The organism is Archangium sp., from assembly GCF_036277355.1.
Taxonomy (GTDB): domain Bacteria; phylum Myxococcota; class Myxococcia; order Myxococcales; family Myxococcaceae; genus Archangium.
Window position 1 is genome coordinate 21,992 of sequence record NZ_DASUNC010000086.1, and the last position, 22,398, is coordinate 44,389.

Annotated in this window: 21 protein-coding genes; 10 read left to right on the forward strand and 11 right to left on the reverse strand. The window is 69.3% G+C overall.

Annotated features, from left to right (window positions below):
- Window positions 1-1,155 carry an efflux RND transporter periplasmic adaptor subunit gene (locus VFZ09_RS22975; protein ID WP_329729780.1) on the reverse strand — a complete coding sequence of 385 codons (1,155 nt, stop codon included), beginning with the start codon at window positions 1,153-1,155 and terminating at the stop codon, window positions 1-3.
- A complete protein-coding gene (locus tag VFZ09_RS22980) occupies window positions 1,152-2,540 on the reverse strand; it encodes a TolC family protein (RefSeq protein WP_329729781.1) in 1,389 nt (462 codons plus the stop codon). The genes VFZ09_RS22975 and VFZ09_RS22980 overlap by 4 nt, the downstream gene beginning before the upstream one ends.
- A 122-nt stretch (window positions 2,541-2,662) precedes the next feature.
- On the opposite strand from VFZ09_RS22980, the gene VFZ09_RS22985 reads away from it, so the two are divergent.
- The gene (locus VFZ09_RS22985) at window positions 2,663-3,106 is read left to right on the forward strand and encodes a MarR family winged helix-turn-helix transcriptional regulator (protein WP_329729782.1); all 444 of its coding nucleotides are present in this window, start codon (window positions 2,663-2,665) and stop codon (window positions 3,104-3,106) included.
- A 19-nt stretch (window positions 3,107-3,125) separates the two neighbouring features.
- Here VFZ09_RS22985 and VFZ09_RS22990 read toward each other — a convergent pair whose 3' ends face one another.
- Window positions 3,126-4,439 carry a hypothetical protein gene (locus VFZ09_RS22990; RefSeq protein ID WP_329729783.1) on the reverse strand — a complete coding sequence of 438 codons (1,314 nt, stop codon included), beginning with the start codon at window positions 4,437-4,439 and terminating at the stop codon, window positions 3,126-3,128.
- A 216-nt stretch (window positions 4,440-4,655) separates the two neighbouring features.
- Between VFZ09_RS22990 and VFZ09_RS22995 the strand changes: the two genes are divergently transcribed.
- Window positions 4,656-6,179 (forward strand): hypothetical protein, encoded by a 1,524-nt coding sequence (locus VFZ09_RS22995; protein WP_329729784.1) that lies wholly within the window; start codon window positions 4,656-4,658, stop codon window positions 6,177-6,179.
- A 30-nt stretch (window positions 6,180-6,209) separates the two neighbouring features.
- Here the strand turns inward: VFZ09_RS22995 and VFZ09_RS23000 are convergent, their stop codons facing one another.
- The 5 genes from VFZ09_RS23000 to VFZ09_RS23020 all read right to left on the reverse strand — a co-directional run bounded on the left by VFZ09_RS23000 (window position 6,210) and on the right by VFZ09_RS23020 (window position 12,882).
- Window positions 6,210-6,932, reverse strand: coding sequence for a YebC/PmpR family DNA-binding transcriptional regulator (locus tag VFZ09_RS23000; protein WP_329729785.1), 723 nt, complete (start codon window positions 6,930-6,932; stop codon window positions 6,210-6,212).
- 96 nt (window positions 6,933-7,028) lie between these two features.
- Window positions 7,029-8,117: a metallophosphoesterase gene (locus VFZ09_RS23005; protein ID WP_329729786.1), complete on the reverse strand. Its 1,089-nt coding sequence runs from the start codon at window positions 8,115-8,117 to the stop codon at window positions 7,029-7,031.
- 217 nt (window positions 8,118-8,334) lie between these two features.
- Window positions 8,335-10,176 carry a translational GTPase TypA gene (gene typA / locus VFZ09_RS23010; protein ID WP_329729787.1) on the reverse strand — a complete coding sequence of 614 codons (1,842 nt, stop codon included), beginning with the start codon at window positions 10,174-10,176 and terminating at the stop codon, window positions 8,335-8,337.
- Between the two features lie 167 nt (window positions 10,177-10,343).
- Entirely contained in the window at window positions 10,344-11,294 is a 951-nt protein-coding gene (locus tag VFZ09_RS23015; RefSeq protein ID WP_329729788.1) for an alpha/beta hydrolase, read from the reverse strand.
- Window positions 11,295-11,298: 4 nt separating this feature from the next.
- Window positions 11,299-12,882 (reverse strand): sigma 54-interacting transcriptional regulator, encoded by a 1,584-nt coding sequence (locus tag VFZ09_RS23020; protein WP_329729789.1) that lies wholly within the window; start codon window positions 12,880-12,882, stop codon window positions 11,299-11,301.
- Window positions 12,883-12,991: 109 nt separating this feature from the next.
- On the opposite strand from VFZ09_RS23020, the gene VFZ09_RS23025 reads away from it, so the two are divergent.
- The 8 genes from VFZ09_RS23025 to VFZ09_RS23060 all read left to right on the forward strand — a co-directional run bounded on the left by VFZ09_RS23025 (window position 12,992) and on the right by VFZ09_RS23060 (window position 20,365).
- Window positions 12,992-13,981, forward strand: a complete 990-nt coding sequence (locus tag VFZ09_RS23025; RefSeq protein WP_329729790.1) for a cation diffusion facilitator family transporter — start codon at window positions 12,992-12,994, stop codon at window positions 13,979-13,981.
- 203 nt (window positions 13,982-14,184) lie between these two features.
- Window positions 14,185-15,537, forward strand: a complete 1,353-nt coding sequence (locus tag VFZ09_RS23030; protein WP_329729791.1) for a carbohydrate porin — start codon at window positions 14,185-14,187, stop codon at window positions 15,535-15,537.
- 62 nt (window positions 15,538-15,599) lie between these two features.
- Entirely contained in the window at window positions 15,600-16,652 is a 1,053-nt protein-coding gene (locus tag VFZ09_RS23035) for a hypothetical protein (RefSeq protein ID WP_329729792.1), read from the forward strand.
- The gene (gene rsmD, locus VFZ09_RS23040) at window positions 16,652-17,209 is read left to right on the forward strand and encodes a 16S rRNA (guanine(966)-N(2))-methyltransferase RsmD (RefSeq protein WP_329729793.1); all 558 of its coding nucleotides are present in this window, start codon (window positions 16,652-16,654) and stop codon (window positions 17,207-17,209) included. The genes VFZ09_RS23035 and rsmD overlap by 1 nt, the downstream gene beginning before the upstream one ends.
- A gap of 33 nt (window positions 17,210-17,242) precedes the next feature.
- Window positions 17,243-17,725, forward strand: coding sequence for a pantetheine-phosphate adenylyltransferase (coaD, locus tag VFZ09_RS23045; protein ID WP_329729794.1), 483 nt, complete (start codon window positions 17,243-17,245; stop codon window positions 17,723-17,725).
- A gap of 131 nt (window positions 17,726-17,856) precedes the next feature.
- Entirely contained in the window at window positions 17,857-19,047 is a 1,191-nt protein-coding gene (locus VFZ09_RS23050) for a pyridoxal phosphate-dependent aminotransferase (RefSeq protein WP_329729795.1), read from the forward strand.
- Window positions 19,048-19,088: 41 nt separating this feature from the next.
- Window positions 19,089-19,766 carry a hypothetical protein gene (locus VFZ09_RS23055; protein ID WP_329729796.1) on the forward strand — a complete coding sequence of 226 codons (678 nt, stop codon included), beginning with the start codon at window positions 19,089-19,091 and terminating at the stop codon, window positions 19,764-19,766.
- A complete protein-coding gene (locus VFZ09_RS23060; protein WP_329729797.1) occupies window positions 19,763-20,365 on the forward strand; it encodes a head protein in 603 nt (200 codons plus the stop codon). Before VFZ09_RS23055 ends, VFZ09_RS23060 begins: the two co-directional genes overlap by 4 nt.
- A gap of 60 nt (window positions 20,366-20,425) precedes the next feature.
- Here VFZ09_RS23060 and VFZ09_RS23065 read toward each other — a convergent pair whose 3' ends face one another.
- From VFZ09_RS23065 to VFZ09_RS23075, 3 genes are all read right to left on the reverse strand, one after another.
- On the reverse strand, window positions 20,426-20,944 hold the full coding sequence (locus VFZ09_RS23065; RefSeq protein ID WP_329729798.1) for a hypothetical protein: 519 nt from the start codon (window positions 20,942-20,944) through the stop codon (window positions 20,426-20,428).
- A gap of 36 nt (window positions 20,945-20,980) precedes the next feature.
- Entirely contained in the window at window positions 20,981-21,292 is a 312-nt protein-coding gene (locus VFZ09_RS23070) for a hypothetical protein (RefSeq protein WP_329729799.1), read from the reverse strand.
- A 264-nt stretch (window positions 21,293-21,556) separates the two neighbouring features.
- Window positions 21,557-22,282: a hypothetical protein gene (locus VFZ09_RS23075; protein WP_329729800.1), complete on the reverse strand. Its 726-nt coding sequence runs from the start codon at window positions 22,280-22,282 to the stop codon at window positions 21,557-21,559.
- Window positions 22,283-22,398 lie beyond the last annotated feature (116 nt).

Genomic DNA, 22,398 nt, shown 5'->3' on the forward strand with positions numbered 1-22,398 from the left:
TTAGCGGCTGCCCCCGGCGGCTCCACCACCGCCCTCGGAGCCCTGCGTGACGGCCCGGGCGGGCGAGGGCTTCACCTTCACCGGCGCGCCGTGACGCAGCGCCTGCAGCGAGGTGACGGCCACCTGCTCACCCTCCTTCAATCCGCCCTCCACCACGTAGGCCATCTCCCCGAGCGCCCCGAGCTTCACCGGGCGGCGCTCCACCACCGTCTGGCCGTCCTTCTCCACCACGACGAGGGCGAAGGGCTGGCCGCTCTGGCGCACCACCGCGAGCGCGGGCAGTTGCAGCGCCTGGCGGGTGGAGTAGACGAGCCGCGCGCGCACCAGCTCGCTGGGACGCAGGCCCACGGTGTTGCGGAAGGCCGCCTTCACCTCGACCAGCTGGGTGCGCGGGTCGGCCTGGGGGGCCACGAAGAAGATGGGGCTGGAGATGAGCACCTTGCCCTGGGAGTCGAGCACCTCGAGCGGCGTCTCGGGACGCAGCGAGCGGGCTCGCTCGGAGGGCACGGCCACGCTCACCTCGAGCACATCCGCCTGGGCGATGCTCGTCAGCGGCGTGGTGGCGCTCACGAAGTCACCCACGCGGGCGAGCACGTCGCCCACGGTGCCGGCGAAGGGGGCGCGCACGGTGTTGAACTGCAGCTGCACCTCGCGCTGGGACTCCGTGGCGGCGGCGGCGCGCGTATTGGCCTCCAGCGCCGCCACCTGGGCCCGGGCCTGCTCCAGCTCCTGGGCGCTCGCCAGCCCCTCCTTGTAGAGGGACTCGATGCGGGCACTCGTGCGGCGGGCCTGCTCCAGGTTCACCTCGGAGGAGGTACGCTGGGCGCGGGCCGTCTCGAGCGCCGCTGTCTCCTCGCGGGCGTCCACGTCGAGCAGCGGGGCGCCGGCCTCCACCTTCTGGCCCGGGCGCACGTGGATGCGGCGCACGTAGCCGGCCACCTGCGGCAGCACGTTGACGCTCTGCCGCGACATCAGGCTGCCGAGGTACTCGCTCGTGTCGCGCACCTCGCTCGGCGACAGCTGCACCACCTCGATCTCACGGGGTGGAGGAGCGGCCTTGGCCGGCGGCTTGCCACCGCAGCCAGACACTCCCGCCGCGACAGCGGCACCCCACAGTCCCACCACCAGCGCCTTCAGGGGGCGTACCCTTCTCACCAGTCGCACCGGGCCTCCGTCAGAAATGCGTCCAGGCGCGCCTGGACAAGCTCGAATTCACGCAGGGCCAGCGCCAGCTCCGCCTGCCGCAGGGCCGCCCCGCTCTGTACCAGTTCCAGACTGCTGCCGCGGCCCACCTCGAACGCTCGCCGGGTGAGCTGATCCGTCTTCGCGGACAGCTCGAGTGCCGCGGCCGCCGTCTTCACCAGCGACTCGGACACCTCCACGCTCCGCCGGGCGCGCGCCACCTCCACCTCCACGTCGCGCCGGGTGCGCTCGAGCGTCTCGGCCGCCTGCTGCTCCAAACCCGCGCGCTCGCGGACGATTCCCGCCCGTCCGCCCCCTTCCCAGAGAGGCACCGACAGGACGGCGGCGATGCTCCAGGTGGCCACCCGTGCGGGGCCGGGATCCGTGGTGAAGGCGTTGACGTTGCTGTTGATGCCGAGCGTGGGCAGGTAGCCGGCGGACGCCTGCCGCGTGCTCTCGTGGGCCGACTCCACCTGGGCGCGGGCGGCCTCGAGATCCGGCCGCTCACCCAGGGCCTTCAGCGGGGTGCAGGTGGCCCGGGTCTGCTCCACCAGGCCCTGCAGCTGGAAGGACGGATTCACCCCCACCTCCTGGGGCAGGCCCAGGGACAGGCCGAGCGCCTCGCGGGCGCGGCGCAGCTGCTCGTCACCGGAGATGAGCGACTGCCGGGCCACCTCCACGTCCTGGCGCACGCGCACCACGTCCAGCTGCGTGCCCGCGCCCAGCTCCAGCGAGCGCTGGGCGAGCGCGGCGCGCTCCAGGGCCCGGCGCAGGCCCACTCGGTTGATCTCCGCGGCGCGCTCGGCGGCCACGGTGGCCACCAGGGTGCGCGCCAGGCCCAGGGTGAGGCGGCGCTGCACGTCCTGGAGGTTCGCCTGGGCGCCGTCCTCGGCCGCCGAGGCCGACGACAGCCCGCGCCAGGCGCTGATGTCCACCACCGACTGCGTCAGGGACACCGCGCCACTCGCGAGCGGCACGGTGGGCCGGAACTCCGCGTCGGCCGGGGTGATGAGCGGCGCGCCCGTGGGGCCCACGGCGAGGCTGGGGTGGAGCAGATCCAGTCCCACCCCCGCCGACACGCGGCCGTTGGGCAGGAGCGAGGCCAGGGCCTGGCGCCAGCGGCCCTCGGCGCGCTGGACGTTGGCCTCGGCGATCCGGAGGTCCGTGGAGCGCTCGCGCACCAGCCCGAGCGCCTCCTCCCAGGTGCCCACCTGTTTGGAGGCGGGCCGCGCGGGGGTGAGCATCGGATCGTCCACGTGTGGCTGGAAGGGGGGCGGGGTGGGCAGGAGCGGATCCTGGTCGGCCAGGGCGGGGCCCGCGGCGAGCGCCAGGAAGAGGAGGGCGATACGGGAAGTCATGCCGGGGGGAAGCCAGGGAAGATCGGGTGTCGCGCGTGCTGTCCGGCTGCCCCTATAACGGCCGGAACTTTTGGTGTCATTGACAATCGTTGTATACAACAATCATTGTGGTTCTAGGTGAAATGACCCTCGCGGAGCAAATAGGAGCCCTTCGGCGCACCCTCTACCGGCTGCTGACCCGCCGGTTGAGCGGGAAGACGCGCCGCTCCCTCACGCACCTGCTGGCGGTGAAATACGTCGCCGTGCGGGGGGTGCGGACCCAGGCGGAGCTGGCCGAGCTGTTGTTGGTGGATGCGCCGGCGGTGAGCCGGCTGGTGGATCGGCTGGAAGAGGACGGGCTGATGAAGCGCTGTGCCGGGGAGGATCGCCGGTGCGTGAAGCTTCAGGCCACCGACGCGGGCCGGGAGGCGATGGGGGCGTTGGAAGAGGCGACGCTGTCGATCGATGAGGATGCGGCCCGTTGTCTGACGGAGGCGGAGCTGACGGAGCTCAAGCGTCTGCTGGACAAGCTGCAGGCGGGGCTGACCCAGGTCGTTGCCCAGCCCGAGGACGAGCCCCAGAGCTGATGTCCGCGGCCCCCCGCGCTCAGTCTGGCCGCAGCGTCGTGCTCGCGCCCTCCAGGCGCAGCGGCGCGAAGGCCGCCGTGGGCGCGAAGGCCCTCACGAGCAGCAGCGTGTCGTTCGTCCTGTAGAGCGAGACCTCGAACAGGTACGGCCTGCCGTTGCGCACCGCGCTCCCGGTGAGGGTGGCGATGCTCGGGTCCTCGAGGGGCGTGCCGTTGTCGGAGGTCTCGCCCAGCTCGAAGTCGGGGTACTGCACCCGCAGGTCGCGCAGCTCCACGTCCCTCGCCTCGCGCAGGTCCTCCGCCTCCGCGTCATTCCAGTCGCGCACGGACACCATCAGGCTGCCGGCGTACTCCGGGTGGGTCACCCACACGTCGATGCTGGCGTCCGCGCTCCGCGACACCTCGCTCTTGCGGCGGTACCAGCCATCCGACGGGATGCGCAGCTTGTAGGGGTGGCGCTCGCCGACGATGGATTCGCCCTCGCCGAGCTGGCGGCCCTCGAGGTCCGGCCGCAGGGCGATCCGGGCCCGGTCACTCAGGGGCTGGACGGCGGAGAGCTTCTGGAAGCCGATCAGCTCCACGCCCACGGCGATCAGCACGGCGGTGAGGCCCACGCCGGCCAGGAAGGACGAGGGCTTGCCCCAGATGAGCACCAGCGTGCCGCAGGAGAAGGCGAACACGACGAGGGTGAAGAGGTACTGCGCCTGGTAGAGGCTCATGCCTCCGAACAGGAACATGCCCACCACGAGCCGGATGAAGCCGAGGGTGCGCAGCTGGGTCTTTGCGCGCAGGAAGCTGATGCCGAGCAGCACGTCCAGGCCCACGCCGACGAGCGTGCCCGCGAGCTGGGCCGCCCGGAGCGAGGGATCGGTGGAGACCGAGGGCAGGAAGAGGAACTCGAAGAGGTGGAGGACCGCGTTCACCAGCAGGACGGCACCGCCGACGGGGAGCGCGACGGTCACATCGGAGGCGGCTTCCGCCTGGGGTGCTGGCTCGGAGGCGGGGGCCTTCCTCTCCCAGGCGGGAGTGGCGTCCAGGGAGGGGATGTACTCCACGTTGGGGACGTGCTCCGGCTGACGGGCGGGGGCCGGGGCCACGGGGATGCTGACAGGAGCGGCCCGGGCAACGGGAGTGCTGGCCACGGGGGTGACGGTGCGCTCCGCGACGCTCGGCATGGCCACGGAAGGCCGGGGCAGGGCGGCGACGCTGGGGATGGCCGTGGTGGAGGGCCGTGCGCCCGTCGAGCCCCGGCCACAGCGGGGACAGAGGCTCTGGGCCCTCGGCCGGTGCTTGAGGCCGCAGTGGGGGCAGTTGATCCAGTGACTGTCGTCCACGGTATCCCCTTCCGACGCTCGTCTTCTAACAGAGTGGGACTGCCGGGAGATAGATGGCCCCCCGAGCACCTGTGCGCGGATGTCCGCCAGGTGAGACGTTCGTCCCGGCCGGGGACGGGCGTGGAAGCGCCGCCCGTGTGATTTCCGAGGGAAGCGGGACTGGAGCTGCCCTTGCAGTGGGGGTCGCGAGCACCCATCGCTCTCGGAGGCGGAAACATGAGTACGGTATCGCGGCGCGAGTCCCACACCCCGGCATCCACGGACCCGTTGGCCCCGGACGCGGAGTCCCACGCAACAGCATCCCGGGTGTCGGCGAGCGGGCCGGCGCGGACGGGCAGGAGCACGGGGAAGCAGGAGGCCCCGGCCGGTGCGGTCCCGGGCAACCAGGTGGAGACGTACCGGGGTCCCGTGGAGAGGCCGCGCTCGCGGGGGCCGGGCGGAGCGTCCACGGGGACGGAGGGAGGGGGAGGGCTGACGGCGGGCCAGCTCGCGCTGGGCGGGAGGGCGGCGGACGCGGCCCGGGCGGATGCGGCCTACGCGGACATCCAGGCCACCCTGCACACGGATTGGAAGGACTGGGCCGTCACGGACGCGGACGTGCGCCGGGTACATGAGCAGCTGGAGAAGCTGCCTCCGGCCGACTACCGCCGGATGCTGGAGCGGATGGAGCAGGGCGGGCTGCTCGGGAAGTACGTGAAGCAGATGAGCCCCGAGGCGCGCGAGGCGTTCCTGTCCCAGGCGGTGAGCAAGGGCTCCGTGACGAGCGAACCCGGCAAGAAGGCCGAGCCGGCGCCGTGCGATCCGCCCGATGGCCCGGCATTCCATCGCAACGACGCGAACCTGCCCGAGAGCCTCCGGGAGCTGATCCATCATGGAAACCGGGTAGCCAGGAAGGCATACGCGGATGCGTACGACGCGTACATCCATCGTTACAAAGAGCGAGTCGCCCAGGCTGGTGATTTGCTCGCACTTCGTGAGTTGGGCAGACCCGTTGATCCCATCGGGAGCCAGTTCGAACTGGGCGTCGTCTCCGGGCATCCGGACTATCAACGCTTCACGAGCGAGTGGTGGAAGACGCCCAGTGCGCTCCCCAGCAATGCCGCGTATGTGGCGGTGGATCAGCGCATCAAGGATCTCACCGATGCGCAGCGGGCCGGAACGCTCAAGCTCAAGCAGGAGACGGAGCTCAGCGTGGAGAGCGAGGGCATGGCGCTGAAGGTGTCCCGGGAGACGAGTGTCACCCAATACGGGAAGACGGACAGCTCATTGAAAGCCGGAGCGGAGGGCTCTCTGGGGCACCGGAAGACAGCCATCGAGATCGAGTCCTCGGGTGCGGCCAAGACGTCGAAGGGGGTCGACTTCGAGGTGGGCAAGGCGAGCATCGATTCCGAGGGCACCGTTCGCATGGAGCTGTCCATCCCCGGTACCCATTACGGCGCCTACTCCGAGTTCAACCACGAGAAGGGGACGTTCGGAGGCGGCGTGAGCGTCGAGAAGAAGGTCTCGAAGGACGCCAAGGTCAAGCGGGAGTACGGCGTCACCATGCAGGGCGCGCGGCTCGAGCGCGCACAGGACGTCGCCTCGATGACGCCCGGTACGCTCTTCGGACCGTTGCCCGAACTGGAGCAGGGGCTCGCCTGGAAGGACATCCCCGCCGGTCGCCGTGCGCGCATGGAGCGGGATGGGTGGAGCGCCGGGAGCTGGGCCTCGGAGCTCCAGAAGCAGTCCGCCCGCCGCTGAGCGGCCCGGGCGTGGTGAGCGTCGGCTCCATCACGCCAGGTTGTGGAACACGCGCTGGACGTCCTCGTCCTGCTCCAATGCGTCCACCAACTCGAGCACTTCCTTCGCCTTGTCCTCGGGCAGCTCCAGGAGGTTCTGGGCGATGTACTCGGACTCCGAGGACAGGGGGTGGATGCCCCGCGCCTCGATGGCGGACTGGAGCTGACCGAAGTCGTTGAAGGCGCAGCGGATGATGATCTGCTTCTCCCCCTTCTCGCCGGTGCCCTCGCCCATCTCCTGCAACCCGTGGTCGATCAGGTCCAGCTCGAGCGCCTCCAGATCCAACCCCTCGGGGGCGAGCCGGAAGACGCCCATGCGCTGGAACATGTAGGCCACGCTGCCGCTGTTGCCCATGTTGCCGCCCCAATCCTTGAAGTGCATGCGGATGTTGGCGACGGTGCGCACCACGTTGTCGGTCGCGGTCTCCACCATGACGGCGATGCCGTGCGGCGCGTAGCCCTCGTAGAGGACGACCTCGTAGTCCTTGGCGTCCTGGCCGCTGGCGCGCTTGATGGCGGCCTCGACCTTGTCCTTGGGCATGTTCGCGGCGCGGGCGTTCTGAAACGCCCGGCGGAGGGCCGGGTTGTTGTCCGGGCTCGGGCCTCCCGCCTTCACCGCGATGGCGATGTCCTTGCTGATCCGCGTGAAGATCTTCGCCATCTTGTTCCAGCGGGCGAACATCGTGGTCTTGCGGGTCTCGAAAATGCGTCCCATGGGCCGGAGAATGGCCGAGCCCCCGGGCCTTCTTCAAGGCAATCGGTGCCGCTTGTCACCCCGCGGGCAGGTGCCCGTCCGGCCTGGGAGCACGCTTCACGCCCGGCGAAGGATGATGACCGCCAGCTCCGGCGGAGCGCCCAGCCGCGCCGGCGGCCCCGTGGTGCCCACGCCCCGGTTCACGTACAGCCACGAGCGGCCCCGCCGGTACAGTCCCGCCGTCCAGACGGTGATGAACCGCGCCAGCGAGAGCCGGCGCACCCCCGGGACGGCCAGCTGGCCCCCATGGGTGTGGCCCGAGAGGGTCAGCTCGACCGCCCGGGCCTCGGCCTCCGGAAACAGGTCGGGGTCGTGCGCGAGCAGCACCGTCGGGGCCCCCTCCGGCCGTGCTCCGAGGGCCCGGGCCAGGTCGTGCCGGGACGTCCAGGTGTCGTCCACGCCCGCCACGTAGAGCGAGGCTCCGTTCCGCTCGATGACCGTCCCCTCGTTGCGCAGCACCGTGAGGCCGTGATGCTCCAGTTGCCGCACCAGGTACTCGCCGTCGGTGAAGTAGTCGTGGTTGCCCATGCACGCGAAGGCGCCATCCTTCGCTCGCAGGCCTCCGAGCGCCCGCGCCACCGCCTCGACGTGCGATGAGCCGTGGGTGATCAGGTCCCCGGTGACGGTCACCAGGTCCAGCTCCAGTGAGTTGAGGCGCGAGACCCAGGCGGCCACCCGCTCCTCGGGCACGTGCGGGCCACAGTGGACGTCGGAGATCTGCCCGATGCGGTAGCCGTCCAGCTCCGGGGGCAGGCCCTCCACGCGCACCACCCGCCGCCGCAGCCTCGGACGGCCGAGGACCGAGTCCGCCCCCAGCCCGAGCGCGAGGGCTCCGGTCAGGCCCCAGGCGGCCCCGGCCGGCATGCCCGCCCGGACGGCCAGCGCGGTGGGCACCATGAGCAGGCCGAACACCAGGCAGGCCGACCACCAGCCCAGCGCCAGGTAGGTGGAGAGGCTGCGATCCGTGGTGTGCCACGGGCTCTGCAACTGGCGCAGGTAGGGCCAGGAGAGCAGCACCGCCACGAGCACCGGTATCGGCGTCCGGGTCAGCCAGCAGAGCCACAGCACGGCCGGAAGCTGGACCAGGGTGGTGACGGCGGCCGCGACCAGATGGAAGCGGTTTCGGAGACGGGCTCGGCTGGACATCGGACTGGATGTGTAACCGGCTCGGGGTGGCTCTGCTTCTGCTTCAAATGGCAAAGGGCCACGGTGTGGGTCCAGTTGACCCTCACCCCAGCCCTCTCCCAGAGGGAGAGGGTGATCGGAACTCGATTGCTTCCGATACCCTCACCCCGTCCCTCTCCCGAGGGGAGAGGGGATGTTTCCACGGAGGGGTTCTGTGTCTCCGTGGTTCCGCTCCGCTCTACGCCTCGCCGCGCTCCTCGCGCTTGCGATCACGCTCGGCCCGGTAACGCTCGCCCGAGCTCAGTGCCTTCTTGCGCATGCGCACCGACTTCGGCGTCACCTCCACCAGCTCGTCGTCGGCGATCCACTCCAGCGCCTTCTCCAGCCCCATCTCGCGCGGAGGCGTCAGGATCACGTTCTCGTCGCGGCCCGCCGCGCGGATGTTCGTCAGCTTCTTCTCGCGGCACGCGTTCACGTTCAGCTCGGACGGGTGCACGTGCTCGCCGATGATCATCCCCTCGTAGATCGTCACGCCCGCACCCACGAACAGGTGGCCACGCTCCTGGATGCTGAAGAGCGCGTACGGCACCGTCTCGCCCAGGCGGTCCGACACGATGGCGCCGTTGGCCCGCTTCGGGATGTAGCCGAACCACGGCTCGTACCCGTCGAACTGGCTGCTCATGATGCCCTCGCCACGGGTAATCGTGAGGAACTCCGAGCGGAAGCCGATGAGGCCACGCGCCGGAATGCGGAACACCAGGCGCGTCCGCCCGCCGCCCAGCTGCGACATGTCCGTCATGCGGCCCTTGCGGGGCCCCAGGCGCTCCGTCACCGCGCCCACGCTGCCCTCGGGCACGTCGCAGAACATCAGCTCCATCGGCTCGTGCAGCACGCCGTCGATCGTCTTCGTCACCGGCTCGGGGTTCGACGCCGTCAGCTCGTAACCCTCGCGGCGCATCGTCTCGATGATGACCGCCAGCTGGAGCTCGCCACGGCCCACCACGCGGAACGCGTCCGGCGTCTCCGTGTCCTCCACGCGGATGGACACGTTGCGGTAGGCCTCGCGGTACAGGCGCTCGCGCAGGTTGCGGCTGGTGACGTACTTGCCCTCCTTGCCCGCCAGCGGCCCGTCGTTCACCTTGAAGATCATCATCATCGTGGGCTCGTCCACGGTGATGCGCGGCAGGGCCACCGGCTTCTCCGCGTCGGCGATGGTGTCGCCGATGGAGATGGCCTCGATGCCCGCGATGGAGACGATCTCCCCGGGGCCCGCGTCCGGAATCTCCGTGCGCTTGAGGCCCTGGAAGCCGTAGAGCTTCACGATCTTCCCCTGCTCGATCTTGCCGCCGTCCCGCATCACGGCCACGGGCATGTTGGGCGCCAGCCGGCCGGCCTGGACGCGGCCCACCGCGAGGCGGCCCACGTAGTCGTCGTAGTCCAGGTTGGCCACCAGCAGCTGCAGCGGCTCCTGCGTCGGCGCCGGAGGCGGCGAGATGTGCGAGAGGATGGCCTCGAACAGCGGCTCCAGGCTCTTGCCCGGCTGCTCCAGCGAGGGCGAGCTCTGGCCCTGGCGGGCGATCGTGTACAGCACCGGGAACTCGAGCTGGTGCTCGTCCGCGCCCAGGTCGATGTAGAGCGAGTAGACCTGATCCAGGATCTCCTTGGGACGGGCGTCCTGGCGGTCGATCTTGTTGATGACGAGCACCGTCTTCAGGCCCATGCCCAGCGCCTTGCTGAGCACGAAACGCGTCTGGGGCAGGGGGCCTTCGGCCGCGTCCACCAGGAGGATCACTCCATCCACCAGGCGCAGGCCGCGCTCCACCTCACCGCCGAAGTCCGCGTGGCCCGGGGTGTCGATGATGTTGATCTGCTTGCCCTTGTACGTAACGGCCGTGTTCTTCGCGAGAATGGTGATGCCTTTCTCGCGCTCGAGGTCGTTGGAGTCCATGACCCGCTCGGTCACGGCTTCGTTGCTGCGGAAGATGCCCGCCTGGCGGAGCATGTGGTCGACGAGGGTGGTCTTGCCATGGTCGACGTGGGCGACGATGGCGACGTTACGGATGTTCTCTCGGGCAATCATGTCGAAGCGAGCCGGAGCTGCGTCCTCCGGCTGAGAAAATCGTGGATGGGCAAGACGCCCAGGCCCCGCGCGCGGGACCCTGTGTGAACTCCACAGGAACGCGGAGGGCGGGCGCTTATATGCCGCGAGTGTCCACACTGCAACGTGGCTGGACGAAAGATGGGCGGTCAGGTAGGCGACGCGGCCACATCCAGCAGCAGATCTCCCTCGCTCTCCCGGTGAGCGGGGAGGGGGGCGGGCGGCGAGGCGGGCAGGTGCTCGCGCAGGAAGCGCTCCACCCGGAGCTCGACCAGCTCGCGGTGCTCCAGGGGGGCGGCATGGGTGCCCTGGGGCACCATCATGAACTCGGCGTCCGGGATGTGGGCGGCCATGCGCCGCGACAGCCACGCCGGGGTGAACTTGTCGTGCTCGCCCGCGACGATGAGGGTGGGCACGTCCACGTGGGGCAGGTGATCCCACGCGCTGTGGTGGGCAGCGGACTCCAGGGTCCGCACGAAGACCACCGGATCCATGTTGGCCAGGTGGGTGAAGTAGGGGACGAGGTCGCTCCTGGCCAGCAGCGAGCGGTTGAGCTCCACGGAGAGGGCCACCTGCATGGCCAGCTCGGTGCTCAGCAGGGTCCGGGTGAGCCGGGCCGCGGGCTGGGGGAAGCGCTCCACGGTGAAGCGGATGAGCGGGAAGAGCCGCTTGAGCCAGTCGCCGTCGTGGAAGGTGTCCAGCGGGGTGCCGTAGCTGCCGCAGAGGAGGACGAGCCCCTTCACCCGGTGGGCGTAGCGGCGGTGGAACTCGAGCGCCACCTGCACGCCCATGGAGTGGGCGAAGAGCACCGCCTGATCGATCCCCGCCGCGTCCATGACGCGGTTGAGGTCATCGCAGGTGTAGAGCATGCCAATCCGCTGCCGGTCGCGGGGCAGCCCCGAGCGCCCATGGCCCCGGTAGTGCCAGCGCAGCACCCGGTAGCTCTGCCCCAGGTAGGGCGCGAGGTACTTCCACACGAAGCCGTCGCAGCCCAGGCCGTCGCACAACACCATTCCCGGCTCGCCCTCACCCTGCACCTGGTAGTACAGCGAGGCCCCGTCGGGCACGGTGAGGAAGTCCTGCCGGAAATAGTGGCTCATGTGCTCACGCGTCTGCCTCGGCGCCGGGCGGGAGACCCTTGTCGAGGCCGTACTTGGCGATCTTCAAGATAAGGTTGGAGCGGCTGATGCCAAGCTCCCTCGCCAGCCGGCTCTTGTTGTTGCCAGTGCGCAACAGTCCCTGGTGGATCATGTCGCGCTCCAACGTCTCCACGGCCTCGTGCAGCTTGCCGGCGGCGCGGGCGGTGAGCATGGAGAGGCTGCCGGGCGTCACCGCGTCCCGGATGCGGCTGGAGATGAGCTCGGCGGGCAGCAGATCCAGGTCTCCGCCGAGCACCAGCAGGCGCTCCATCTCGTTCTCCAGCTCGCGCACGTTGCCGGGCCAGGCGTAGGTGGAGAGCAGGGCCATGGCCTCGGGGGACAGGCCGCGGGCGCGCTGGCCCTCGCGGTGGTGCTTGCGCAGGAAGTGGTCCACCAGCAGCGGCAGATCGTCCCGGCGCTCGCGCAGCGGGGGCAGGTGCACCCGGATGACGTTGATGCGGTAGAAGAGGTCCTCGCGGAACTCGCCCCGCTTCACCATCTCCCCCAGATCCTTGTGCGTGGCGGCGATGACGCGCACGTCCACCTCGCGCGGCTCGGTGCCTCCCACGGGCAGGAAGGTGCCCTCCTGGAGCACGCGCAGGAGCTTCACCTGCAGGGCGGGGGACATGTCGCCCACCTCGTCCAGGAAGAAGGTGCCGGTGTCGGCCACCTCGAAGAGGCCCTTCTTGTCGCGCATGGCGCCGGTGAAGGCGCCGCGCATGTGGCCGAAGAGGGCGCTCTCCAGCAGGTTGTCGTTGAAGGCCGAGCAGTTCTGCACCACGAAGGGGCCGTGCCGCCGCGGGCCGTTGAAGTGGATGGCGCGCGCCACCAGCTCCTTGCCCGTGCCCGACTCCCCGTTGATGAGGATGGTGGCCTCCGAGTTGGACACCTTCTGCAGCAGCTTGAAGATCTCCTGCATGGGCCCGGAGCGGCCGATGATGTCCTCGAAGCGGTAGTGGTCACCGTTGCCCGGGGTGGCTCCCGGCGGACCGATCTCCTCGCGGCGGGCCTTGTCCGCCTCGAAGGCGGCGATCTCGCTGGCGCCGTACTCGAGCAGATCCGCCAGCTTCGTCAGCCCGTCGTCGCCGAGCACCGGCAGGCGATCCACCACGCGCTCCACGTCCGCGCTCACCGCGCCCAGCTCGCGCAGGCGCGTCTTGAGCACCTCCACGTCCCGGCTCGAGGGCGGCTCGCGCAGGAAGCCCTCCACGAAGAAGCAGCCCTCGTACTCGTCCTGCACGTAGAGCGGCGCGCCCACCAGGCTGAACTGCAGGTGGCATGGCTGCACGGTGGCGCGGCGCAGCCGCCGGTTGGCCCGGAACTGCTCGTGCAACTGACGCACGGACTGGTTGCAGCGCCGCAGTCCCTCCCGCGAGCTGAGCGACAAGCGGCAGCACCCGTTGGGCGTCGGGGGAATATCTCCGCCCTTCTGCCACTCCATCACCAGCCCGTTGCGGTCCGCGAAGTGGAGCTCCGCTCTCCACCACTTGCGTATGATTTCCCGCAGCATGATGATGGTGTGCAGGTTCTGGTGCCTCTCGAAGTCCATCTGCCGTGCCTTGGGATGTTCAACAGGGGAAAAACCTTGAACCCACGATGTTCCGGACTCTAGCCGTTTGGTGCTTCTCCGTGGATCTGCGTTCGCACATCATCCGCTCGTGACTACCTCTCCCCACATCCATGGCGCATCGGGTCATGACCACGAGCACGCTCACGGCGAGGCGTGCGAGGGGCACGGTCACGGTCAACCGACGAAGCGGCTGCCTCCTTCCATGAAGGAGGAGCGGAGGAAGGACCGGACGCGGCTGCTCTTCGCCCTGGTGCTGACGGGGACGATCGCGGTGGCGGAGGCGGTGGGGGGCTACCTCACCAACTCGCTGGCGTTGATGTCCGACGCGGGCCACATGCTCACGGACGTGAGCGCGCTGGGGCTGAGCCTGCTGGCGCTGTGGTTCTCGGGCAAGCCGGCGGACCTGAAGAAGACGTACGGCTACTACCGCATGGAGATCCTCAGCGCGCTGCTCAACGGCGTGCTGCTGCTGGGCATCACCGTCTTCATCCTGGTGGAGGCCTGGGATCGGTTGCGCGCTCCAGCCGAGGTGAAGCTGGGCCCCATGGCGCTGGTGGCCACGGTGGGTCTGGTGGCGAACCTGGGAGCGCTCGGCTTCCTGCACCGTTCGCACTCGATGAACGTGCGCGGGGCCTTCCTGCACGTGCTGGGGGATGCGCTCTCCAGCGTGGGCGTGCTGATTGGCGCCGGGGTGATGTACCTGACGGGCTGGTACATGGTGGACCCCATCATCTCCGTGCTCATCTCGGTGGTGATCGTCGTGGGCGCGCTGCGGCTGGTGCGCGACGCGGTGGACGTGCTGCTGGAGGCGGTACCGTCGCACGTGGACCTGTCGGTGGTGAAGGGCCTGCTGTTGAAGGTGGAGGGCGTGCGCGACGTGCACGACCTGCACGTGTGGACCATCGCCAGCGGGATGCACGCGCTGTCGGCGCACCTGGTGGTCCAGGATCCGATGGTCTGCAACAACGACGACATCCTCACCGCGGCCAAGCACGAGCTCTTCGAGCGGTTCGGGATCGATCACACCACGATCCAGATCGAGAGCGAGACCTACGCCCACCAGGGCGAGGTGCACTGAGCCGCTCCCGCCGTCCGCCGCCGTGAGGCCGCCAACACGAGCGGGCCTCCGCGCGGCTTTCACGCTCCCCGGACGTTGAAGGCCACACAGAGCCTCGTTCGAGGGGGTGATGACGCCCCTGTCCATATACAGCATGCCGGAAACGACGGATGCGGTGGCCCAGGGCCGGAGCGCCGGGGGGCCGCCGCACACAGGAGGCCTCCGTGACGGTGCTCCGAAGGCGCGGGTCCGGGCTCGTGGGAGGGTTGGCGGTGGCGCTGGTGCTGGCCGCGCCGCTGGCTCGGGCGGACCTGCTGGCGGACCGGCTGCGGCTGTCCATGTACGGCCGCATGGGGCTGGCCTGGACGCCCCAGGGCGACTTCATCCAGGGGCGGAGGCTCAACCTGACGGGGAGTGCCATCGGCGGCCGCCTGGAGGAGGGGGACTACCTGGAGCCGACCATCGCGCTCCACCTGATTCCTCCGCCCCAGGATCTGGATGATGCCTTCGTCCGCCTGGTGATGACGCCGGCCCTGCTCTCCAACAACGGTCTGATCCTCAGCGCCTTCAGCACCGACTTCGCCCGGACGCTGCGCATCGAGCTGTTCCAGGCCTACGTGGAGGCCGGCAACTTCTGGCTGCCGGAGCTGAAGGTGTGGGCGGGTGCCCGCTTCTACCGCGGCACCGACGTGCACATCTCCGACTTCTACTACTTCAACAACCTGACCGGGCAGGGCGTGGGCGTGCAGTACCGCCGGCTGGACGTGGCCGTGCTGCTGCGCACCTCGGAGACGAACGCGCTGTACAACGTGGACCTGGACGGGGATGGCAAGGGCGAGACGCGCCGCCAGCGCACCGTCTTCGTGGGCCAGTACGTGCACGAGCTCCACGAGCGTTTCGAGGCGCACCTGCTGACGGAGTTGCACCTGCTCCCGGCCTCCTCGGCCCGGCTCGCGGACGGCTCGCCCGCGCGGCTCTCGGACTTCGGCTGGGTGCTGGGCATCAAGGGACGCCTGGATCTGGGCGCCCGGGGCTTCAACGAGCTCTCGGTGCGCTACGGCCGAGGCCTCGCCAATGGCGGGGCCGGGGGCGGGCAGACGTGGAACACCTTTGGCGCGCCCGATGCCGACGGCCGGTATGCCGGCGCCGTGGGCGTCGAGGTGGTGGAGCATCTGCTCATCGACCTCGGGCCCCGCTACAGCTTCAACGGCTATGGCATCTTCCACTACGGCCAGGGCGGGAGCGGGAAGCCCGAGGACGAGACCGTGGACTTCGCGGTGGGCGCCCGTGGCACCTGGTACCTGAGCAAGATGTTCCACCTCATCCAGGAGGCGAGCTTCCAGGGGCTGACGGTGGGCCCGGGCCCGTTGTCCACGGCGGTGAAGATGACGCTCATGCCCGCCATCGTCCCCACCGGGGAGCTCAGCGTCTTCGCCCGGCCCCACTTCCGGCTCTTCTACACGGTCGCCTTCTATGACCGGGATGCCGTGCGGGGGCTCGTCTCGCCCTTCCTGCAGACCGTGGGTCCCACGCGTATCGGACACTACCTGGGCGCCCAGGTGGAGTGGTGGTTCTGAGCGCCGGGTGAGGGGCTGAACGAAATTCCCCATATCGCGCTTGCGGCCCCCCTCGGGAGCGGATGATTCTCGTTCTCCGGATGAACGTGCTCGACAAGGTGCTGACGCTGAGGCCGACGAGCGTGGTGGCGCGGCTGGGGACCCGCTCGCGGCTGCCCGCGCTCAACCCGCGCGATCTGCTCGCGGCGTTGGAGGGGGTACCGGCGGCGCTGCCATGTGTGCCCGTGCCCGCGCGGCCCATGTTGCCGGGGCTGCTGGCGGCGGCGCGGGGCGAGGACGCGGTGCTGGGGCTGATGTGCCCGCATCCCTTGGCGGACCGGGGCGCCGCCGAGCGCTTCATGGCCGCGGTGCAGGAGGTGTCGGAGGCGGATGGTCACACGCGTCCCGTCTTCCTTCAGGCGGGGCCGGTGCGGGTGCCGAGGGCGGAGCCGGAGACGCTGGGGCAGCTCGAGGAGGGCATCTTCCGCCTGGTGGACGCGGGCTTCTCGCTGGTGTCGCTGGACGTGACGCGGCTGGATGCGGGCGCGGCGGCGGATGCGGTGCGGCGGCTGTCCGGGCCGGTGCTGGAGCGGGAGCTGGCGCTGGAGGTGACGCTGCCCGCGGGCGACGAGGGCAGTGAGCTGGAGGGCGCCCGGGATCTGTTGGAGGGCCTGCGGCGGCGGGGCGTGGCGGTGTGCTTCCTGCGCCTGACCGCGGCCCTGCTGGGCGAGGAGGAGCAGGACGTGCAGTTCCTGCGGAGCCTCGTGGAGCTGGCGGGGCAGTACGGGGTGGGGGTGACGGTGGGGGAGGCGGGGCGGCGCTCGGCGCGGGTGCTGCCCACGTACGTGGCGGCGGGGGTGAAGAAGGTGGAGTGCACGGCGCCCTTCGAGCGGCTGGCACTGGCCGCGTACCCGGAGCCGGTGCGCACCAGCCTGGAGCAGAAGGCGGAGAAGGCCGGACTGGGGGCGGGGGAGCTGCTCGGGGTGATGGGCGCGCAGCTTCCGGCGTTGGATGCGCAGGAGGCGTCGCGGCTGGAGGCGCTGACGTTCGCCGAGGCCTGCGAGGTGCTGGCGGCGCTGGGTGCGTCGCGGACGGGGTGGAAGTCGATGGTGTTCCTGGCGGAGCGGGGCGACTGATGCGGATTGTCGCGGGCAGTGCGAAGGGAAGGGCGCTGGCGGGCCCCAAGGCCACGTCGAAGCACATCCGTCCCACGGCGGACCGGGTGCGCGAGACGATCTTCAACGTGCTCGGCCAGTGGCTGGAGGGGCAGAAGGTGTTGGATCTCTACGCGGGCACGGGGGCGCTGGGCCTCGAGTCCATCTCGCGAGGGGCTCCCAGGGCCGTGCTGGTGGACTCGGATCGCGAGGCGTTGTCGCTGTGCCGGGCGAACACGGACACGCTGGGCTTCGGCGCCCGGGTGGAGATCCTCGCGCAGCCAGTGGAGCGGGCGCTCGAGGTGCTCGGCCGCCGGGGGGACAGGTTCGAGCTCATCTTCGCGGACCCGCCGTACGCGGCCCGGGTGGTGGAGACGGTGCTGGAGGGCATCGCCCGGAGCAAGGTGCTGGCCCCCGGGGGCACGGTGGTCGTCGAGCACGACAAGCGGGAGGCGGCCCCCGAGTCCCATGAGGGCTTCGAGCGGGTGGATCAGCGGCGGTTCGGTGACACGTTGGTCAGTCTGTTCCGCATTCCTTGACCGGTTGTCTCGGTGCGTCGAGACTGTGAGCGCATGCGCACCGCCATCTATCCGGGCTCGTTCGATCCGCTCACCAACGGTCACCTCAGCATCATCCAGCGCGCACTCCAGATGTTCGATCGGGTGATCGTCGCGGTGGCGGTGAACCCCAAGAAGGTCCCGCTCTTCTCCGAGGAGGAGCGCAAGCAGCTCATCCTCGATGCGTGCCAGGATCCGCGGGTGGAGGTGGATGCCTTCCACGGACTGCTGGTGGAGTACGCGAACCGGCGCGGCGTGAACGTGATTCTGCGCGGACTGCGGGCCGTCTCGGACTTCGAGTACGAGTTCCAGCTGGCCAACATGAACCGCAAGCTGGCCCCCGGCATCGAGACCGTCTTCATGATGACGGGCGAGGACTACTTCTACGTGTCGTCGCAGCTCGTCCGGGAGGTGGCCTCGTTCGGCGGCAACGTGGAGGGGCTGGTGCCGCCCAACGTGCTGAAGGTGCTGCGCGCGAAGTACGCGAAGCAGGGCTGAGCGGCGCCAGAAGCGCGGCTCGATGACGCGGTGAGCCGAGGGCGTCATCTCCTCGAGGGAGCGCCCGGATCTGTTCACTGGTGACTCCGGGCTTCTTGTCCGCCCGGGGGGCGCGCTGCTAGGCACCAGCCATGAATCTTGCGAACCGGCTCAAGAGCATCAAGCCGTCACCCACGCTCGCGCTCAACGCGAAGGCGAAGGCGCTGGCGGCCCAGGGCGTGGACGTGGTGGGCCTCGTGGCGGGCGAGCCCGATTTCGACACGCCGGAGCACATCAAGCAGGCGGCCATCGAGGCCCTGCGGCAGGGCTTCACGAAGTACACGCCCACGGCGGGCATCCTGGAGTTGCGCGAGGCCATCTGCGGCAAGCTGGAGCGGGACAACCGCCTCACGTACGCGCCGGATCAGGTGGTGGTGTCGGTGGGGGCCAAGCAGGCCATCTACAACACCTTCCAGGCGCTGCTGAACGAGGGCGACGAGGTCATCATCCTGGCGCCGTACTGGGTGAGCTACCCGGAGATGGTGCAGCTGGCGGGCGGCAAGCCCGTCTTCGTGCAGACGCGCGAGGAGGACGGCTTCGCGCCGGATCCGGACGCCATCCGCCGGGCGCTCTCGCCGCGCACGAAGGCGATCGTGCTCAACAGCCCGAGCAATCCGTCCGGGGCGGTGTTCTCGCGGGCCGCGCTGGAGGGGATCGCGCAGGCGGTGCGCGGGCACGAGTGCCTGGTGATGAGCGATGACATCTACGAGAAGCTGCTCTACCAGGGCGAGTTCCTGAACATCGGCAACGTGGCGCCGGACCTGGTGCCGCGGCTGGTGGTGATCAACGGGATGAGCAAGGCGTTCTCGATGACGGGCTGGCGCCTGGGGTACGCGGCGGGGCCCAAGTGGCTCATCGCGGGCATGCAGATGGTGCAGGATCAGTCCACGTCGAACGCGGCGTCCTTCGTGCAGAAGGCGGCGCTGGCGGCGCTCGAGGGTCCGCAGGACATCTTCGCGCCCATGGTGGAGGAGTACCGGGTGCGGCGGGACATGGTGGTGGACGCGCTCAACTCGATGGAGGGCGTGCGCTGCCGGCGTCCCGAGGGCGCCTTCTACGTGCTGCCCAACGTGAGTGGACTGCTGGGGCGCACGTACAAGGGCGAGCCTGTGACGGGCTCGATGCAGATCTCGGAGATCCTGCTCAACGACTTCCGGTTGGGCGCGATGCCGGGCGCTCCGTTCGGCGTGGAGGGCTACCTCCGGATGAGCTTCGCGACCTCGCGCGAGCAGCTGCGCAAGGGCCTGGATCGCTTCCGCGAGTTCGTGGGCTCCACGCGCTGAGACGCTTGTACCGCCCACATCACCCGCATAGGTTCGGCCAGATGAGAATCGTGAACCTGGGCGCGGTGGTGGTCCTCTTGGGAGTGCTCATATCGGGCTGTGCATCCGGGCCGGCAGGTCAGGGGCCGGCCCATGACGTGAGCACCCGTGGGTCCATGGGGATGGCGGGTGGCGGTTCGTCACCAGCCGTTGAGGAACTCGACCAGTACGTGCTCGTCATCCAGGAGACCCCTGGCGGTCACCTCACCCACAGCTGGCGCCCCATCGCGGAATTCGACCTTTCGCAATTCAGGTTCCAACCGCGTGCGGAGCGGTCATATGGGCGCATCGTACTCGCGGCTGCGCATGCGCGAGATTGTCATGCGGAGTTGGACGCGTGCATTGATAATTGCCTGAGTCAGCCTCTGTCCGAGGACTATTCGCACATCACTTCGTATCGCGCCAAGTCGGCTCATTGCAGGAAGGGCTGCTGGCAGCCGTACCGCGATTGCGAGGAGTTGCAGAGGCGCCGCCCTCAAGAGTTCTCGGCCACGAATCAAGCGATTGACTGGTTGAAGCGCAACCGCGACGGATTGTTGGTGGGAAGTACGGTTGTCATTGCAGGAGTTGCCTTCGTCGTGGCCTTCCCCCCTGGAGTGCTCATCGTGTTGATTCCGGCGGCTGCATTGGCGTCCTCGGAGTTCGATGGCGAGCCCCGATTCACGGCGGTGGCGCAGTGAAGATCTTCGACCGCATGCTCGAAGCACAGGAGTTGCTCGGAAAGAGCCGGGAACATGCCCGGTCTCCCGAGGAGAAGGAGTTGTTTCTCCTCGCCATCGATGCGCTCTGGTTCGTCTGGCGCAATGGGCAGTCTTATGAGTTCGAGCGTTACCGCCGTGATGATGAATCCAATGCTCCCCCGTGGGTCATCGCTTCCTTCAACACCCGCGACGAAGCAGAAGTCTGGGTCAGGGAAAGACCCACGTCGCCCGATCTGGCCCTCGTGTTGATCGCGGACGAGTACCACGTCGTCCTTTCGTCTCGCGACGAACAACGCCGTGCGCTCGTTCCGGATCTGGCGATCGCGATCCATATCGAGGAGATGACGCGAAACGGGCTCCCCCCGGTGGTGGCCACGTTCAACACGCGTGACGAGGCGAAGGCCTGGTGGAGCGGTCAGGCCGAACCCCCACCTCAGGCCGTCATCCAGATTGGGAGCGAGCGCTATCTCGCGGCGTTCTACGAGAACATCCACCACCGGGCCCTTTTCCCCTTCTCCGCCGTGGAGAGACTCCATGCGGTGCGGAGGAGGCGAGAACAAAAGGAGGCGGGCGAGTAGCGGTGGCGGGCCCTGGCGCATCGGGCCTTTTGATGGGTGTCTGATTCCAGGTGAAGGTCATCACTCTTCCCTGGCTGCGAGGATGCCTTGCTGCACGGCGTAACGCCTTGCGTCCGCGACGTAGTAGAGGATGCGCTCGGACTCGGGGAAGACCTTCAGCGCCTTTTCCCCGAGTTGGAGAGCCTGTGTCAGCGACTCACGGGTTCGCTTGTCGGTCCAGTACCGGATCATCCCCGCCCACGCGTACTCGAGCGTCTCCAACGACTTCTCTGCCCCCTCCTGGTAGAGCGCGAACGCGTCCTCCGGGGCGTTGCGGAGATCGTCCAGGAAGTAACCGAGCTCCACCAGCGAGGGAGCACTTCGCTCCGAGCTCTGTACCGCCTGCTCCAGCAGCCGCTGGGCTTCCGAGAACGACTCCGGGGCATCCACGTCGGGCTGATCGATGAGTTGGAGTAGCCGCGCGAGGCGCAGGAGGTTGGGAGTGAACGCGGGACAGGCCGCGAGGAGTTCGCGGTGGAGCCGGAGCTGCTCGGGATTGTCCTTGTCGGCCTCTCCCTCCTTCCGGGCTGCCTGAAACATGGCTGTCAGCTCATCGAGGCTGAGATGCGCCACGGCCTACCTCACCTTGTCCATCAAGCGATCCGGGTTCTCGAGCAGCTTCTTGGCCATTCTCAGTTGGGCTTCCGTGGCGAGGCTGTAGTCGCCCCTCTCCAGCATCTGCTTGATCTGAAACAGCGTGTAGTCCTTGAGCTGCGAGGGGAAGTCCGGAGCGCGCTGGAGCCTCGCGGAGATCTCGCCCAGTTTCATGTTCAGTTGGGCGATGCGCTCCAGCAACCGGGTGGCATGGGGCTGGGAGATGAGTCCCGACGCCACGCCCTCGGCGATCAGGGCCTCTGCCTCGGCGAACTGCCCGTTGGCGATGAGCACCGAGACACGGGAAGAAACAGTGCTCCCCTTGGCTCGTACGCCTTCGTCTTCGACCTCGGACCCGCCACGCTCCTGCCGGACAGGAGCGGAGGGCTCTCGGATGGAGCCCGAGCGCTCATGACCACACCCTGAGCCGAGCAGGATGGAGCCAACGAGCAATAGTACCCCGACCCTCATGAGTGCCCCTCTCTCGAGTACACCCCGATTATACGAGGGGCTCTGCTTCTTCGATGGCCGTCAGCCCCGAAGTTCCGGAATCCGCACTCAGTCCGTGTAGGCGAACGCCTTCCAGCCCTCGCCGTCCTGCCGGTACAGCAGAACCGCCGCGTGGCCCGAGAGGTTGGCCACCGCGGCGTACACCTCGGTGCCGCGCGGGATGTTGATGCCGAGCCGCGCGGGCGGCTTGCCGTACTTCTTCTCCATCTCCGCGTACGGCAGCACCTCGACGTCGTAGAGCGTCACCAGGTCCGTCCGCTTGTTGCGCAGCTCCTTCACCCAGGTGACCACCAGCGGCTCGGGCGCGTCGAACCTCCGCTCCTCCAGCTGGAAGGGGAAGGAGAGCATCGGCACGGTGCTGCGCACGTCCCCGGTGAGCAGGTAGCCCACCAGGTAGCGGGCCTCGTCGCGCACCTGCTCCTGGACGCTGCCGGGCTCGGGAGGGGCAGCCGGGGCCGCGGGAGCCGGAGCCTGGGCGGTGGGAGCCGCGACCGGTGCAGGCGCCGGGGCCGCCGGAGCGGGGGCCGCGGAGGGCTGGGCGGCGGGGGCGGCTGCCTCGGCGGCGGCCTCCTGCCTGCGGCGGCGGCGCGGCCTCTCGGCGGGAGCCTGCTCCCCAGCCGGAGCTGCCTGCTCCCCAGCGGGTGCCGCCTGCTCGGCGGCCGGAGCGGGCGCCGGAGCCGGCTCGGCCGCCGGGGCGGCGGGAGCTTCCTGGGCCTCCTGGGCGAGGACAGGTGACGCGAGGGTAACGAGCAGGGCCAGAGACCAGCGACGCATGAAACCTCCGGAAAACGGAGCACAGCCTAGCAGAGCGCACGGCCGCCTGGGATCGACCTCCCTGCCGCCGGGCAGGCCTCCCCCCTTCCTCCCCCCGCTACCCGTTTCACACGGTT